Source organism: Erwinia sp. S38, from assembly GCF_016624545.1.
Taxonomy (GTDB): Bacteria; Pseudomonadota; Gammaproteobacteria; order Enterobacterales; family Enterobacteriaceae; genus Erwinia; species Erwinia coffeiphila.
In genome coordinates this window covers 105877-119699 of sequence record NZ_JACVTS010000010.1, presented here as the reverse complement: position 1 = coordinate 119699, position 13823 = coordinate 105877, and the positions used below count along the sequence as shown (strand labels likewise).

Here is a 13823-nt window from a genome sequence, read left to right as displayed (position 1 = left end):
CTGCTCAACCGAATAACACTATCTTACCCTGGCGCTGAGCATCCCGCAGTAAGTAGTTGCTGAATCGTTTTATTTTCGCAGCGCGAGGCGCAAAAGCTCGGACAGTCGCTCCAGCTGACGCGCCATTTCAAGGCTCAGCCAGACATAACCGTGAATGGGCGTTTCCACCTGTTCATCACCGCCGGCTTCGGCGATCAGCTGGCGCAGTTCGCGACTGATTGATGCCAGTTCTGCACTGTTGGCCGCCATTTGCTCAGTGTTGCCGTCAACGATGGCTTTCGATAGCGTGCGCAGCATATCTTCCGTCATCTGCTGCGTGCGCCGCAAGGTTGGCGCATTAAGCAGAATAAGATGACTTTGCCGCGAGGCCCACCAGGCGTTTAACTGCAATTCCAGGGTACAAACGATATTGCGGTTAAGGGTCTGAATGGCTTCGAATACCGAGCGGGGCGTGCGCGTTTCCTTACTGGCCGGATCGATCAGCGAGCGCATTTTCACCACCTTGCCCAACAGTCTTTGTAGCGGGCGCGTCAGGCGCGGCTGTTCGACGAGATTTGGCGAAAAGCCGGCATGATAGATTTTTGCCGTTTCCAACAGGGAATCAGACAGCTGAATGCGCCAGTGGGTATAGGCTTTCTGCGGCCAGATACTGGTAAACAGTAACGCCAGCAGTGAGCCGAGAATGACATCCCCGCCGCGCCAGAGCGCGGAATGGATATCTCCCGGCGTACCGCCGCAGATCACGGCGAGAGTAATGCCGATCAGCAGCGCCATATAAGGATGCTTACCCAGCGTAAGGAAGCCGCAGATAAACATCACGACGGCGCACCACACCAGCATCACCGGCAGGCTGAACAGTTCCAGCTTCAACGCTATCAATCCGGAGATGGAGCCAAATATCGTGCCGCCTATACGCTGCACCGCGCGAGGAAACACGTTGCCCCAGGATGAGATTGGCCCCATCACGACAACCAGGGTGATCAGCGGCCAGCTGCCTTCCGGAATATCCAGCAGACGCACCAGCAGAAAGGTGAGCACAAAGGCCACGGCAATGCGAATGCCGTGAACAATACGGTAGTTGCGATAAACGCTAAAATGCAGGGCCGAAAGCGGCGTGTCGGGTCGCAAAACAGGCTCCGAAAAAGATCAGAAATAGCGGCTAATAATACCTGAAGCGCGGAAGATGGACAGACGGACATGGCTGATTTTAGACAGTTTTTCAGGCCATTTCCGTGCGGTAAACAGCATTAACCACTGTGATTACCGCACGGTAGCAAAACTTTAACGCACTGATTTTTTTGAGTGCAATTTAATTACAAAATCCCAATAAGAAATTCACATCATGCCTGGCGCTTTTCAATCGGCACGCAAATCAGGAATTCCCAGATACCGGTTTCTGATCCATCGTTCAGATAACGATCGTAGCAGGGGCCTTCCGCCTGCTGATAACCGCTGCCCGGTAGCCAGTCATTAAAAAACTGACTCCACGGTTTGCTAAAATCACCATCACTGACCTGTACATGAGCTACGGCATAACGCGCGGCCGGAATCGGTCGCAGCTGCACACCTTCACTGTCGAGCGGTAAAATAAACTCTGTCGACACGCTGATACCGGTGTCCACTTTGAGCTGATCTGCCGACATCTGCTGTGGATTACCGTGGTAAACCGCCAGCCATTCGCCCTTCAGTCGATTACGGTTTACCCACTCGCTCAGTCGGGAAAAACCCTGCGGAACGGTCATTTCCCACGCACCTTCAAGTCGATATCCCGCCATTTGACTGGCCGGTAACTCCTGTATTTCTACTCTCATCACATTTCATTCCTTTTCGCGTTGTGGTGTTACGATGTCCGGCGCAGCGGAACATGACCGCCGCGCCAGCCCAGACCCGGGACCTCACATGTCTCGGGTTAAAAATCATTCCAGTGCTGCGCCAGTTGCAGTCTGAGTTTCTCAACAAACAACCTGACTCGCGGCGGCTGGTGAAGACCGCTCAGCCAGATGGCATGCAGCGGTGCCGCAGGTAGCGGATAATCCCCCAGAACCGTCAGAAGACGCCCATCACGCAGGTCCCCTGCGACGTCCCAGATTGATTTCATCGCAATCCCCGCGTCATTCAGCGCCAGTGCATGTGCCGCTTCTCCGGTATTGACCTGCAGCCGTGAATTTATCGGCACGCTCCGCTGCTCTTCATCGCTGCCAAAACGCCACTCGGTCATCGGTGCATCTCCGGTAACGATGCAGCAGTGGGCGCTCAACTCTTCCAGCGTTTGCGGCAGGCCATGCCTTGCCGCATAGCCCGGCGAGGCACACAGCACCCGCCGATTGCCAACCAGCTCCCGCGCCACCAGCCGGGAATCCGCCAGCGCACCATAGCGGATTGCCAGGTCATAGCCGCTGGCTGCCAGATCGATAACCCGGTCGCTAAGATGCAGCTGGAGCTTAACTCCGGGGTGCTCAATCATAAATTCATTAAGGATCGGCGCAAGCCAGCGCTGCCCCATACTGTGTGATGCGGTGATCCGCAGGGTCCCGCTGGCACGACCCAGGCGATTGGCCAGCGCGCTGTCAATCGCCTCCAGCTCTTGCTGTAATCGCGCGGCATGTTCAGCAAAAACCAGCCCTTCATCGGTCAGCGAAACATGCCGCGTGGTACGGTGAAACAGCCTTACGCCAAGCTGCTGTTCCATTTGCGTCAGCCGTTTGCTGACGACGGCCAGCGAAATCCCAAGCTGACGCCCGGCCGCCGATAATGTTCCGCCACTGGCTATTGCATTGAACAATGCCACATCACGCAGATCTTTTAACATCACCATTCTCAATTTTATGGAAACAATTCATTTCCATTCTTGCATACTGCGTTGATAAATACAGTTATCTGCCCGCTAAAACCAGGACAGATTGCAAATGGCGATATGAAGAGCCGCAGCTGCGTTTAGCGCTGTAAGCGGGCGGATCGGCGACACCACTTTTTACAGCTTACGCTGAATGTAATCGCTGATGCGGGTAAAAATGCCGGCCTGTTCTACCGACTGGAGAGTTACCAGCGGATAGCTGGTCAGCAGCTTATCGCCGTCCACCAGCTGAATGGTGCCAACCTGCTCGTGCAGCTTCAGCGGCGCTTCCAGATTTTTATTTTCAACCACATAGCGCGCTTTGATTTTCTGAACTTCATCACGCGGCAGGGAGAGGTAAATATCTTTGTCGCTGCCCAGAGGAACGCTGCGCGGGCTGCCGTACCACACTTTTTCATGGCCGATCTCTTTTCCAGCATGGAACAGCTGCACGGTATCAAAGTTGCTCTGCCCCCAGGTCAGCAGCTTGCGAGCCTGCTCCTCACGCCCTTTCGGACTTTTCCCGCCCATTACCACCGCGATCAGACGGCGCTGACCATCCACGCTGGAGGCAATCAGGTTAAACCCTGCGCTTTCGGTATGCCCGGTTTTCAGGCCGTCCACGTGCAGAGTCTTGTCCCACAGCAGGCCGTTACGGTTCTGCTGGGTAATACCGTTCCAGGTCAGCGATTTTTCACTGTACATCTGATAGAAGTCCGGCTCACCGCTGATAATCGCCCGGGAAAGGATCGCCAGATCGCGAGCGGTGGTGTACTGGCCCGGGGCATCCAGCCCGTGAACGGTTTCGAAATGACTGTTAGCCATGCCTAATTTGCCCACGTACTGATTCATCAGATCGACAAAACTGGACTGACTGCCCGCCACGTAGTCTGCGAGTGCCACACAGGCATCATTGCCGGAGTCGATAATCACTCCCCGGCTGAGATCGCGCACGGTGACTTTATCGCCAGGTTTGAGGAACATCAGCGAGGAGCCCTTAAATACCGGGTTGCCAGCAGCCCAGGCATCTTTACCGACGGTAACAATATCATCGCGGCTGATGCGCTTTTTATCGATGGCGCGATCCACCACGTAACCGGTCATCAGCTTGGTCAGGCTGGCCGGGTTGCGGCGTTCATCCGGATTACCGGCCGTGAGAATTTGCCCGGTGGTGGCATCCATCAGTACCCAGGAAGCGGCATCAATAGCCGGAGGGGTAAGCGGGAACGCCAGAGCGTTCTCTGCGGGGAGATCTTCAGCACGGGCAACCGTACTCAGTAATAAAACCAGGCATACACTTCCAAGCTGACGCTTCTTCACCGCTAAATCCTCGAATTAACCAACAAAAACTGCGGATGTTGTACGAGATATCGCGTGGCAAAGTGTAATTAAATTGCAAGAAAATATGAATAATCAGAGAATTAGCGCACTAGCTGGCTTTCGGCGTCTGGTACTGCACTTTGACCGCATCGATCATCGCCTTGCAGTCGGTAAAGCGATCTTCCGCCCGCTCAGCACCCAGCGTAACAACCAGCAGCAGCTGGTTGTTCGGCATCGATACCACGCAGGCCAGGTTGTAGATGGGTGCCAGCGTGCCGGTTTTACCGCCAATCACTTCCAGATCGGAGAACAGCAGGTTGTTGGTGTTTGAGATGGTTTCAATACGCGGGGTATCGCCAAACACTTTCAGACGGTAGTTCTGCGTCTTCCAACTGCGCATAATCATCGGATAGCGCGTGGCGCGTGCCACCATTTTCAGGGCACCGATCACGCTGGCATGATTGTTTCCCAACCCGGAAGGCGTGGTAAACAGAGCCGATCCCATGCCGATAGAACGGCATTTCGCATTCATCTGGCGCACCCAGCGCACCACGGCCTGTCTGTCGGTGTAGTCGGTTATCCCTTCGGCATGCAGCAGTTTTCCGCCCCAGATTCTGGCAATCATATTGGCAGTCACGTTGGAGGATGGCAGCATCAGATTATAGAAAGCATCATTCACCGAGATGGATTCACTGACGTTGAGGTTTGCGCCAGAACCCAGCGCGGAATCGGCATCGGTGCGGGTCAGCAGCGTGGTTAAATCAGGTTTCAGGTCCGCCAGAACCATTGCGGTCAATATTTTAGTCATCGACGCCATTTGTTGCAGATCGCGGTCACCCTGGGTGTACAGGGCTTTTGACCGCACCGGGCCCGGCCCTTCATTAATCAACAGGATGCCAGCGGCTTTCGAGCTGCTCAACGCAACGGGCGGAATGGCTAACAGATTTACAGGCAATTTATTCCCCGATTTCAGACAGTAACCCTGCTTCAGTGTAACGCTTAACCGTCCGTCAGGCGAGAGTTGGTAACACAGTATAGCGCGCGGCAGTCTGGAAATGCGTGGTCGCATTTTTTCTTCGCCGGTGAACGGCTGCATTCGTCACTTCAGAGCAGGGAGATAATGGTTTACCATATCTGAAACATCGTTCTGCATCGCTCAGGGCCATAATGAACAAAAGTGAACGGATATAAACTTTGAAAAACGATCGCGCACAGCCTACCTTCCTCTTCCACGATTACGAAACCTTCGGCAAAAGCCCGTCACTCGATCGTCCGGCGCAGTTCGCCGGGATCCGTACCGATATGGATTTCAATATTATCGGTGAGCCGGAAGTGTTTTACTGCCAGCCCGCTGACGACTACCTGCCGCAGCCGGAAGCGGTGATGATTACCGGCATCACGCCGCAGATTGCGCGCGCGCGCGGCGTCACCGAGGTAGAATTTACCCGCCGTATCCACCAGCTGTTCAGCGAACCCGGCACCTGCATCGTTGGCTATAACAACGTGCGCTTTGATGATGAGGTGAGCCGTAATCTGTTCTATCGTAATTTTTACGACCCCTATGCATGGAGCTGGCAGAACGGCAACAGCCGCTGGGATTTGCTGGATGTGATGCGCGCCTGTTACGCCCTGCGCCCGGAAGGGATTGTCTGGCCGGAAAACGACGACGGTTTTCCCAGCTTCCGCCTTGAGCATCTGACCAAAGCCAACGGCGTGGAACATGCCAACGCCCACGATGCGATGTCGGATGTCTACGCCACGATTGCCATGGCGAAGCTGGTCAAAGAAAAGCAGCCAAGGCTGTACGACTTCCTGTTTACCCATCGCAATAAGCAAAAGATTACCGCCCTGGTGGATATCCCGCAGATGAAACCGCTGGTGCATATTTCCGGCATGTTTGGCGCGGCGCGCGGTAATACCAGCTGGATCGCCCCGCTCGCCTGGCATCCCGACAACCGTAATGCGCTGATTACCTGCGACCTGGCTGGCGATATGTCCCCCCTGCTGACGCTGGATGCCGACCAGCTGCGTGAACGGCTGTATACCCGACGCGATGAGCTGGGCGACGCCTCGCCGGTGCCGCTTAAGCTGGTACATATCAATAAATGCCCGGTGGTGGCTCCGGCCAATACCCTGCGCCCGGAAGATGCGGCACGGCTGGATATCGATCGCCAGCGCTGCCTGGATAATCTCGCCCTGCTGCGTCAGCACCCGGAAGTGCGTGGAAAAGTGGTGACGCTGTTTGCAGAAGCGGAGCCATTTACCCCGTCGGAGGATGTTGATGCCCAGCTTTACAACGGCTTCTTTAGCGACGCGGATCGCCAGGCAATGAATATTATTCGCCAGACGGCGGCGGAGCATCTGCCCGCGCTGGATTTGACCTTTGCCGATGCCCGCATTGAGAAGCTGTTGTTCCGTTTCCGCGCGCGCAATTTCCCCGGCACGCTTGATGACGCAGAACAGAAACGCTGGCTACAGCACCGCCGCGAAGCGCTGAATCCGCAGCGTGTGCAGGATTACGTGCAGGAACTGGAGATGCTGTATAACCAGTATGAGGGTGATGCAGGAAAACTGGCACAGCTGAAGGCGTTGTTCGAGTATGCCCGCGAGCTGACTTCCTGACGAATTTCGATGATCGCCAGATAAAAAAAGGGGCGGTTCATATGAACCGCCCCTTTTTATGGCTTGATGCAGAACGGCAAGGCCGTTACATCAGGTCTTCGCTACACTGCGGCACCGGATTACGGAAGCTGCGGGTGACGAAGGCCAGATAAATCAGACCAATTGCACCCCACACCAGGCCGAGAACCATCGAGCTCTCTTCCAGGTTAATCCACAGCGCACCAACCGTCAGCGCACCCAGCATCGGCAGGATCAGGAAGGTGAAGTTGTCTTTCAGCGTTTTGTTACGCTTTTCACGGATCCAGAACTGCGAAATTACCGACAGGTTTACGAAGGTAAACGCGACCAGCGCACCGAAGTTAATCAGCGCCGTGGCAGTGACCAGGTCAAAGGTGATGGAGGTCAGCGCGATAGCACCAACCAGCAGCACGTTCAGCGCCGGGGTACGCCACTTCGGATGGATATAGCCGAAGAAACGCTCCGGGAACACACCATCACGGCCCATCACGTACATCAGACGCGACACGCCAGCGTGGGCCGCCATGCCTGAAGCCAGTACGGTCACACAGGAGAAAATCAGGATGCCGAACTGGAAGGCTTTGCCTGCCACGTAGAGCATGATTTCCGGCTGTGATGCATCCGGATCTTTAAAGCGAGAGATATCCGGGAAGTACAGCTGCAGGAAGTAAGAAACCACGACAAAGATCACGCCACCGATTAATGCGGTCAGGAAGATCGCTTTCGGGATCACGCGCCCGGCGTCTTTGGTTTCTTCAGACAGCGAACTAATGCCGTCAAAGCCGAGGAACGAGAAGCAGAGTATGGTCGCCCCCGTAATCATCGGTACAACGTGGGCATTTTCAGACCAGAATGGCTTGCTGCTGACCAGCGTACCGGCACCTTCTCCGTGCGCTACGCCCCAGACCACCATGCCCATAATGACCACCATTACCGCCACCTGCAGCACCACGATCACGCTGTTGAAGTTAGCAACGGTTTTAATGCCTTTCAGGTTAGACAGGGTCATAAAGCCCACCAGCATAATCACGAAAATCCATGATGGAATGCCGGGAACCAGTGCTTCCCAGTAAATTTTGGCCAACAGAATGTTGATCATCGGCATAAACAGATAATCAAGCAGTGAAGACCAGCCGACCATAAAGCCGACGTGCGGGCTAATCGCTTTCTGCGCATAGGTGTAGGCCGAACCCGCAGACGGGAAACGACGAACCAGCTGGCCGTAGCTCAGCGCGGTAAACAGAATAGCAATCAGCGCAAATGCGTATGCGGTAGCTACGTGACCGTCAGTTAAGCCGGAAACAATGCCAAAGGTATCGAAGAGGGTCATTGGCTGCATGTAAGCCAGGCCCATCATCACTACAGGCATTAACGTCAGCGTTTTCTTCAGGTGAGCGCGAGGCTGTGCGCCAGGAGTAGCGGTATTAAGCGACATGATTCAGCCTCCCCATAGAGTCAACCTTTCTGGGTTGAACCACAGGGAAACTTCGCGTACTGCGATAGTCTTTCATAAGAGGATTGAGGGAATAGCAGGCAGGAGTAGAAAAAGATCCTGCTTTCGCGCCGTAGTCGTCGCGTTGGCGAATACCAGCAGATGCTGGAATAAGAAGATGTTGCCCCATGTTTGTTTCCTCAATAAGACACGTCACTGTGTGTGCTGAAAGCTTATATCTATCCGGTTCTGGACCGGCCTCTTAAAATACAAAGTTCGTTTACCTGCATAAAAAAAATAACCGCCGCCAGGATTAATTAGCGTCGGTTACGTGAACTTTCTTATTGCAGGGCGCGTATTTTGCACCAAACGGAGGCGTCCTGACAAGCTTTTGAGACCTTCAGTTACAAATTTACGTTTAATCCTAACTGGCAAAGCACTGTTACACAGACGATTACCCGCGTTCAGCGCCTGCCAGCCGGAGCTTCAGGCGTTTTTTAGCATCCAGTCAATTTCCGTTGCGGTGATTAGCCGCTCGAAGTGCATCAGCTCGTGATGCTTACAGCTGTGCCAGACAAAACCGAAACGCGCGCCCAGCAATTTCTGTAATGCATGGCTTTGCTCAAACTCATACAGCGCATCGCTCTGGCGGATTGGCAGCGGGTTGCCCTCCGCCTCGTGCCCGTTACCTTTCACCGCGACCGGCAGCGGCAGCTGGTTATCCAGCCCGTGCAGGATACCGGCCAGAATCGCCGCCATCACCAGATAAGGGTTAGCATCGGCACCGGCAACGCGATATTCCACGCGGTGGTTATCGCTGTCGCCGCAGGGAATACGCAGCGCCACGGTGCGGTTATTGTGGCCCCAGGATGCCTGTAGCGGAACGAAGGCATCCGGCAGGAAACGGCGGTAGGCGTTCACGTTGGGTGCCAGCAGCGCCATCGAAGCCGGCATCAAATCGATCATCCCGGCCAGCGCACGCTTCAGCAGCGGCGAATCGCTGCCGTCATCGCAGATAAAGGCATTATGATCGGCAGCATCCAGCATGCTGATATGCACATGCATACCGCTACCGGCGTACTCTTCGTACGGCTTGGCCATAAAAGTAGCATTCATGCCGTGGCGTTCGGCCACCTGACGGATCAGTCGCTTCAGCTGCACGGCGTGATCGCAGGCGCTCAGTACATTACGCGTGTGGTGCAGGTTGATCTCAAACTGGCCCGGGGACGCTTCCGCCAGCGCGCCGTCGGCCGGGATGCCCTGCTGCTTCGCCAGCTCGTCGATTTCACTCAGCACGTCGGCAAAGTGATCCAGATTATCAACGGAATACACCTGGCTTTGCATATTGCGCTCGTCGCTGCCCGGCGCGCACGGCGGCTGAATATAGCCTTCGGCATCGCGCTGTTTATCGACCAGATAGAACTCCAGCTCTACCGCTACCACCGGGAACAGCCCTCGATTGCGCAACTGCTGCCACAGCTGGTTGAGAACATTACGGGGTTCAACGTCAAAGGGAGTGCCATCTTGATTGCGCATGGTCAGGAGAATTTGCGCCAGATGTTCGGGATCGGAAGCGGAGGGAATTAAAGAACCTTCAACGGGAACGCAGATATTATCCGGTTCACCCAGTACCTGGCCCAGCCCCGCTTCTTCCACGGTGTTGCCGAGGATATCCATGGCATAGACAGAAGCCGGGAAGTAACAGCCTTTTTCCAGTTTCTTCAGGCTGGCAATCGGAATGCGTTTACCGCGAAAAACGCCATTTAAATCGTTGAGGAGGATATCGACGTACTGCGTTTCAGGATGGCGTTCCAGGTAAGTTTGCACTTCACTCTGGAACGCGGTGGTTCGTTTCTCTTCACTGTGCCGCGTGAAGTCTTCAACTTCGACAATATTGGTCATGATGCCACCCACCAGGTTCGTTTCGTTGTTGAGCGTTGCTCAAAATAACAGCCACACTATTAACATAGCGCCAACACAAAGAGTGTGCAAATGTAACTAACTGCTTTATTTTTCGCCTCATCACGTTTGAATATTACCCATCCCGTTGCTAGATTGACATAATATTGCACAGTTTTGCGCCACGGGCGGTTCCACCGGTTGATATTTTTAACAGTGTAACGGGGTGAGAATGGGCATTATTTTTGACAAACCATTGATTGGCGTAGTGATGTGCCAGGTCGATAAAAACGGCCATCCGACGCAGATGGTACACAACAAATATCTCGATGCCGTTCTGCTGGCAGGTGGAATTCCACTGGCGCTGCCCCACGGGCTGATGTCAGCCCCTCATCTATTAGAAAACGCTATGGCTGCGCTGGATGGCATTTTACTCACCGGCAGCCCAAGCAATATCGAACCCCATCATTATCATCAGGCCGGAGAAGAACCGGATGCCGATCCCGGCCGCGACCGCCTGGCCTTTGCGCTGGTCAACTACGCGCTGGAAAACCGCATGCCGCTGCTGGCGATTTGCCGGGGGCTGCAGGAACTGGTGGTTGCCACCGGCGGTGATTTGCACCGCCAGCTGCATCTGGTAGCCGGCATGCAGGATCACCGCGAAGATCCCTCCCTGACGCTGGAGGAACAGTACTCACCGGTTCATGAAGTCTGGCTGGAACCGGACGGCCTGCTCTCATCGCTGGTAAACCACGCCAGCAGGCTGCGGGTCAACTCCCTGCACCAGCAGGGAATACGCACGCTGGGCGCAAAAATGCGGCCCGAAGCGCGTTCCGCCGACGGCCTGATCGAAGCCGTCAGTCATTCTCAGCATCCCTTTGCCCTGGCGGTTCAGTGGCACCCGGAATGGCAAAGCGCCGGTTCGGAGCCCTCCCGCCAGATTTTTGGCGGGCTGATCGCGGCCAGCCAGCGTTTCAGAAAGGAAAGGCTATGAGCGAAATCACCCTGGCTCCCGGACGACGGCTGTCCGAGATCCGGCAGCAGATGGGTTTGTCACAGCGCCGCGTGGCGGAGCTTTCGGGCCTGACGCACAGTGCGATCAGCACCATTGAGCAGGATAAAGTCAGCCCGGCAGTCAGCACGCTGCAAAAGTTACTCAAGGTTTACGGCCTCTCACTGTCAGAGTTTTTCTCAGAGCCGGTGGTGGATGAAGTACCTAAAGTGGTGATTGAGGAGCATGAGCTGATCGATATCGGCGGCCAGGGGGTTTCGCTGCGGCTGATCCACAACGGCAACGCCCGCAGAACGCTGGCCATGCTGCTGGAAACTTATGAGCCTGGCTCAACCACCGGTGAAAAAATACGTCATCAGGGAGAAGAAACCGGCACGCTGCTGGAGGGTGAGATCACGCTGAATATCAACGGTCAGAGCTATCACCTGCATGCCGGTCAAAGCTATGTCATTGATACCGGCCATCCCCACAGCTTTACCAATTCCTCTTCCCGGCGCTGCTGCATTATCAGCGCCCATACGCCCGCAACGTTTTAGCCACGACAGGCCCGGTGCAGCCGGGCATAAGGGAAAAAATATGCATGTGAATAGCTACTATGCAGCAACCGCCAACCCGCACGAAGCCTGGCCGCAGCTGAAAGAGAGTATTCAGTGCGACGTGTGCATCATCGGTGGCGGGTTTACCGGCCTTTCCTCGGCGCTGTTTTTGACCGAAGCGGGCTATGATGTGGTGGTACTGGAGGCGGCACAGGTTGGTTTCGGCGCCAGCGGCCGCAACGGCGGGCAGGTTGTTAACTCCTACAGTCGCGATGTCGACGTTATCGAACAGCGCTACGGCAGCGAGAGCGCGCAGCTGCTGGGCAGCATGATGTTTGAGGGCGCGGCAATTATTCGCGATCGCATCGACCGCTATGCCATTGACTGCGATTATCGCCCCGGCGGTGTTTTTGCCGCCCTCACCCCGCGACAGATGCAGCATCTTGACGCGCAGTCGGAACGCTGGCAGCGCTATGGTAACCACCAGCTGGAGCTACTGGACCGCGAGGAGATTCGCCGCGAAGTAGGCAGCGACCGCTACGTTGGCGGGCTGCTGGACCGCAGCGGTGGGCATATTCATCCACTAAATCTGGCGCTGGGCGAGGCTGAAGCCATCCGCCGCCACGGCGGCCGGATCTATGAACGTTCGGCGGTCACCTCCGTGCAGTACGGTTCGCCACATCGCATCAGTACCGAACAGGGGCAGGTTCAGGCGCGATTTGTGATTTTTGCCGGTAATGCCTATCTGGCACCGCATCTTGAACCCCGGCTGGCGAAAAAAAGCCTGCCCTGCGGTTCGCAGATTGTTGCCACCGAGCCGCTCTCAGCCGAAGTGGCGCAGTCGCTGTTGCCGAACAACTTCTGCGTTGAGGACTGTAACTACCTGCTGGACTATTTCAGGCTGACCGCCGATAACCGCCTGCTGTACGGCGGCGGCGTGATCTACGGTGCGCGCGAACCGTCTGATATTGATGCGCTGATCCGCCCCAAGCTGCTGAAAACCTTCCCGCAGCTGGCCGGGGTGAAGTTTGATTACGCGTGGAGCGGCAACTTCCTGCTGACGCTGTCCAGAATGCCGCAGTTTGGCCGCCTGGAAAACGGCGTTTACTATATGCAGGGCGACAGCGGCCACGGGGTGACCAGCACCCATCTTTCCGGTCGACTGATCGCTGAGGCGATGCGTGGTGACGCCGAACGCTTTGATGCCTTTGCGAAACTGCCGCATCTGCCCTTCCCCGGCGGGCGCACCCTGCGCGTACCGCTGACCGCGATCGGGGCCGCCTGGTATGCGCTGCGTGACCGACTGGGGGTTTAGGAGAGCGGCATTTTGCCAGGGTCCGGATAGCGATATTCAAAGCCCAGTTCGCGGCAAATTTTGCTGCCGTCGATGATTTTACCGCCGTCTTTACCGGTGCCGTCGTCAATAAAGGTCGGCGGCGTCAGACCAAGCTGGCGCGCGACGGTGGGATAAAACGCTTTTCGTGACGGATGAACCGGGGCGCAAAGGTTGTAAACGTGGCCACCTTTCGGCCGCTGGAGCAGCAGCCGGATGGCTTCAATCACATCCTCAAGATGCACCAGATTCACCCCCTGCTCACCGTTGCTCAGCCCCTCTTTCCCCGCAAGGAAACGCCCCGGATGTCGCTTAGGCCCAACCAGCCCGGCAAGCCGCAAAATATCTACCGAGGTGCCGGGAAGCTTGTGCAGCCAGTTTTCCAGCTCCTGCAGCGTGCGTCCGGCCACGCTGACCGGTAGCAATTCACTACTCTCTTTGGCCAAGCCCGAACGATCGCCGTAAACGGAAGTTGAGCTGGTGAAGATAATGCGCGGAATATTAAAGGCCAGCGCGCTGTCCACCAGCTGCTGCACCGCCCGCAGATAGTTTTCGCCGCCGGATGCCGTGCGGCTGGCAGGAAGGGTAATCACCAGCGCATCAACGCTCAGCAAGGCGGCAAGGTCATCCGCCTCGCAGACCAGTTCCGGGTTGAGTTCCAGCACGTAGCTTTCAATGCCGCACATGCGCGCAGCCTCAACGCCGTCCGGGGTGGTTTTGCTGCCGGTGACCTGCATTCCGGCGGCGGTGAGCGACAGCCCCAACGGCATTCCCAGCCAGCCCAGCCCGACAATTGCGACTCTCTTCATGTCCTTGCT

At 55.9% G+C, this 13823-nt stretch carries 12 protein-coding genes; 4 read left to right on the top strand and 8 right to left on the bottom strand.

All coding sequences use genetic code 11. The features are described 5' to 3' along the window. Nucleotides 1-69 precede the first annotated feature (69 nt). The 5 genes from IBT46_RS13075 to IBT46_RS13055 all read right to left on the bottom strand — a co-directional run bounded on the left by IBT46_RS13075 (nucleotide 70) and on the right by IBT46_RS13055 (nucleotide 5108). Nucleotides 70-1128: an FUSC family protein gene (locus IBT46_RS13075; RefSeq protein WP_200546023.1), complete on the bottom strand. Its 1059-nt coding sequence runs from the start codon at nucleotides 1126-1128 to the stop codon at nucleotides 70-72. Between the two features lie 212 nt (nucleotides 1129-1340). Next, entirely contained in the window at nucleotides 1341-1811 is a 471-nt protein-coding gene (locus IBT46_RS13070) for a GyrI-like domain-containing protein (RefSeq protein WP_200546022.1), read from the bottom strand. A gap of 98 nt (nucleotides 1812-1909) precedes the next feature. Beyond that, entirely contained in the window at nucleotides 1910-2809 is a 900-nt protein-coding gene (locus tag IBT46_RS13065; RefSeq protein ID WP_105591624.1) for a LysR family transcriptional regulator, read from the bottom strand. Nucleotides 2810-2971: 162 nt separating this feature from the next. Next, nucleotides 2972-4111 carry a serine-type D-Ala-D-Ala carboxypeptidase DacD gene (gene dacD, locus IBT46_RS13060; RefSeq protein ID WP_234480116.1) on the bottom strand — a complete coding sequence of 380 codons (1140 nt, stop codon included), beginning with the start codon at nucleotides 4109-4111 and terminating at the stop codon, nucleotides 2972-2974. Between the two features lie 151 nt (nucleotides 4112-4262). Continuing rightward, nucleotides 4263-5108: a D-alanyl-D-alanine carboxypeptidase family protein gene (locus tag IBT46_RS13055; RefSeq protein WP_200546020.1), complete on the bottom strand. Its 846-nt coding sequence runs from the start codon at nucleotides 5106-5108 to the stop codon at nucleotides 4263-4265. Between the two features lie 239 nt (nucleotides 5109-5347). Between IBT46_RS13055 and sbcB the strand changes: the two genes are divergently transcribed. After that, nucleotides 5348-6775 carry an exodeoxyribonuclease I gene (gene sbcB, locus IBT46_RS13050; RefSeq protein WP_200546019.1) on the top strand — a complete coding sequence of 476 codons (1428 nt, stop codon included), beginning with the start codon at nucleotides 5348-5350 and terminating at the stop codon, nucleotides 6773-6775. 85 nt (nucleotides 6776-6860) lie between these two features. Here sbcB and IBT46_RS13045 read toward each other — a convergent pair whose 3' ends face one another. Both IBT46_RS13045 and IBT46_RS13040 read right to left on the bottom strand, forming a co-directional pair. Then, nucleotides 6861-8228: an APC family permease gene (locus IBT46_RS13045; protein ID WP_105591437.1), complete on the bottom strand. Its 1368-nt coding sequence runs from the start codon at nucleotides 8226-8228 to the stop codon at nucleotides 6861-6863. Nucleotides 8229-8711: 483 nt separating this feature from the next. After that, entirely contained in the window at nucleotides 8712-10130 is a 1419-nt protein-coding gene (locus tag IBT46_RS13040; RefSeq protein ID WP_200546087.1) for a glutamine synthetase family protein, read from the bottom strand. Nucleotides 10131-10356: 226 nt separating this feature from the next. On the opposite strand from IBT46_RS13040, the gene puuD reads away from it, so the two are divergent. From puuD to IBT46_RS13025, 3 genes are read left to right on the top strand one after another with little or no spacing between them, the layout of a single operon-like run. Continuing rightward, on the top strand, nucleotides 10357-11118 hold the full coding sequence (puuD, locus tag IBT46_RS13035; RefSeq protein ID WP_200546018.1) for a gamma-glutamyl-gamma-aminobutyrate hydrolase: 762 nt from the start codon (nucleotides 10357-10359) through the stop codon (nucleotides 11116-11118). Further along, nucleotides 11115-11672 carry an HTH-type transcriptional regulator PuuR gene (puuR, locus tag IBT46_RS13030; RefSeq protein WP_200546017.1) on the top strand — a complete coding sequence of 186 codons (558 nt, stop codon included), beginning with the start codon at nucleotides 11115-11117 and terminating at the stop codon, nucleotides 11670-11672. Before puuD ends, puuR begins: the two co-directional genes overlap by 4 nt. Before the next feature lie 40 nt (nucleotides 11673-11712). Beyond that, entirely contained in the window at nucleotides 11713-12987 is a 1275-nt protein-coding gene (locus IBT46_RS13025; protein WP_200546016.1) for an FAD-binding oxidoreductase, read from the top strand. Here IBT46_RS13025 and IBT46_RS13020 read toward each other — a convergent pair. Continuing rightward, nucleotides 12984-13814 (bottom strand): SDR family oxidoreductase, encoded by an 831-nt coding sequence (locus tag IBT46_RS13020; RefSeq protein WP_200546015.1) that lies wholly within the window; start codon nucleotides 13812-13814, stop codon nucleotides 12984-12986. The two genes, IBT46_RS13025 and IBT46_RS13020, sit on opposite strands and share 4 nt — an antisense overlap. Nucleotides 13815-13823: the final 9 nt, after the last annotated feature.

What these genes read in the sequence shown, in the direction of transcription:
- IBT46_RS13070 (WP_200546022.1), bottom strand. Translation starts at nt 1,811, where the DNA reads ATGAGAGTAGAAATACAGGAGTTACCGGCCAGTCAAATGGCGGGATAT.
- IBT46_RS13065 (WP_105591624.1), bottom strand. Translation starts at nt 2,809, where the DNA reads ATGTTAAAAGATCTGCGTGATGTGGCATTGTTCAATGCAATAGCCAGT.
- IBT46_RS13045 (WP_105591437.1), bottom strand. Translation starts at nt 8,228, where the DNA reads ATGTCGCTTAATACCGCTACTCCTGGCGCACAGCCTCGCGCTCACCTG.
- puuD (WP_200546018.1), top strand. Translation starts at nt 10,357, where the DNA reads ATGGGCATTATTTTTGACAAACCATTGATTGGCGTAGTGATGTGCCAG.
- puuR (WP_200546017.1), top strand. Translation starts at nt 11,115, where the DNA reads ATGAGCGAAATCACCCTGGCTCCCGGACGACGGCTGTCCGAGATCCGG.
- IBT46_RS13025 (WP_200546016.1), top strand. Translation starts at nt 11,713, where the DNA reads ATGCATGTGAATAGCTACTATGCAGCAACCGCCAACCCGCACGAAGCC.
- IBT46_RS13020 (WP_200546015.1), bottom strand. Translation starts at nt 13,814, where the DNA reads ATGAAGAGAGTCGCAATTGTCGGGCTGGGCTGGCTGGGAATGCCGTTG.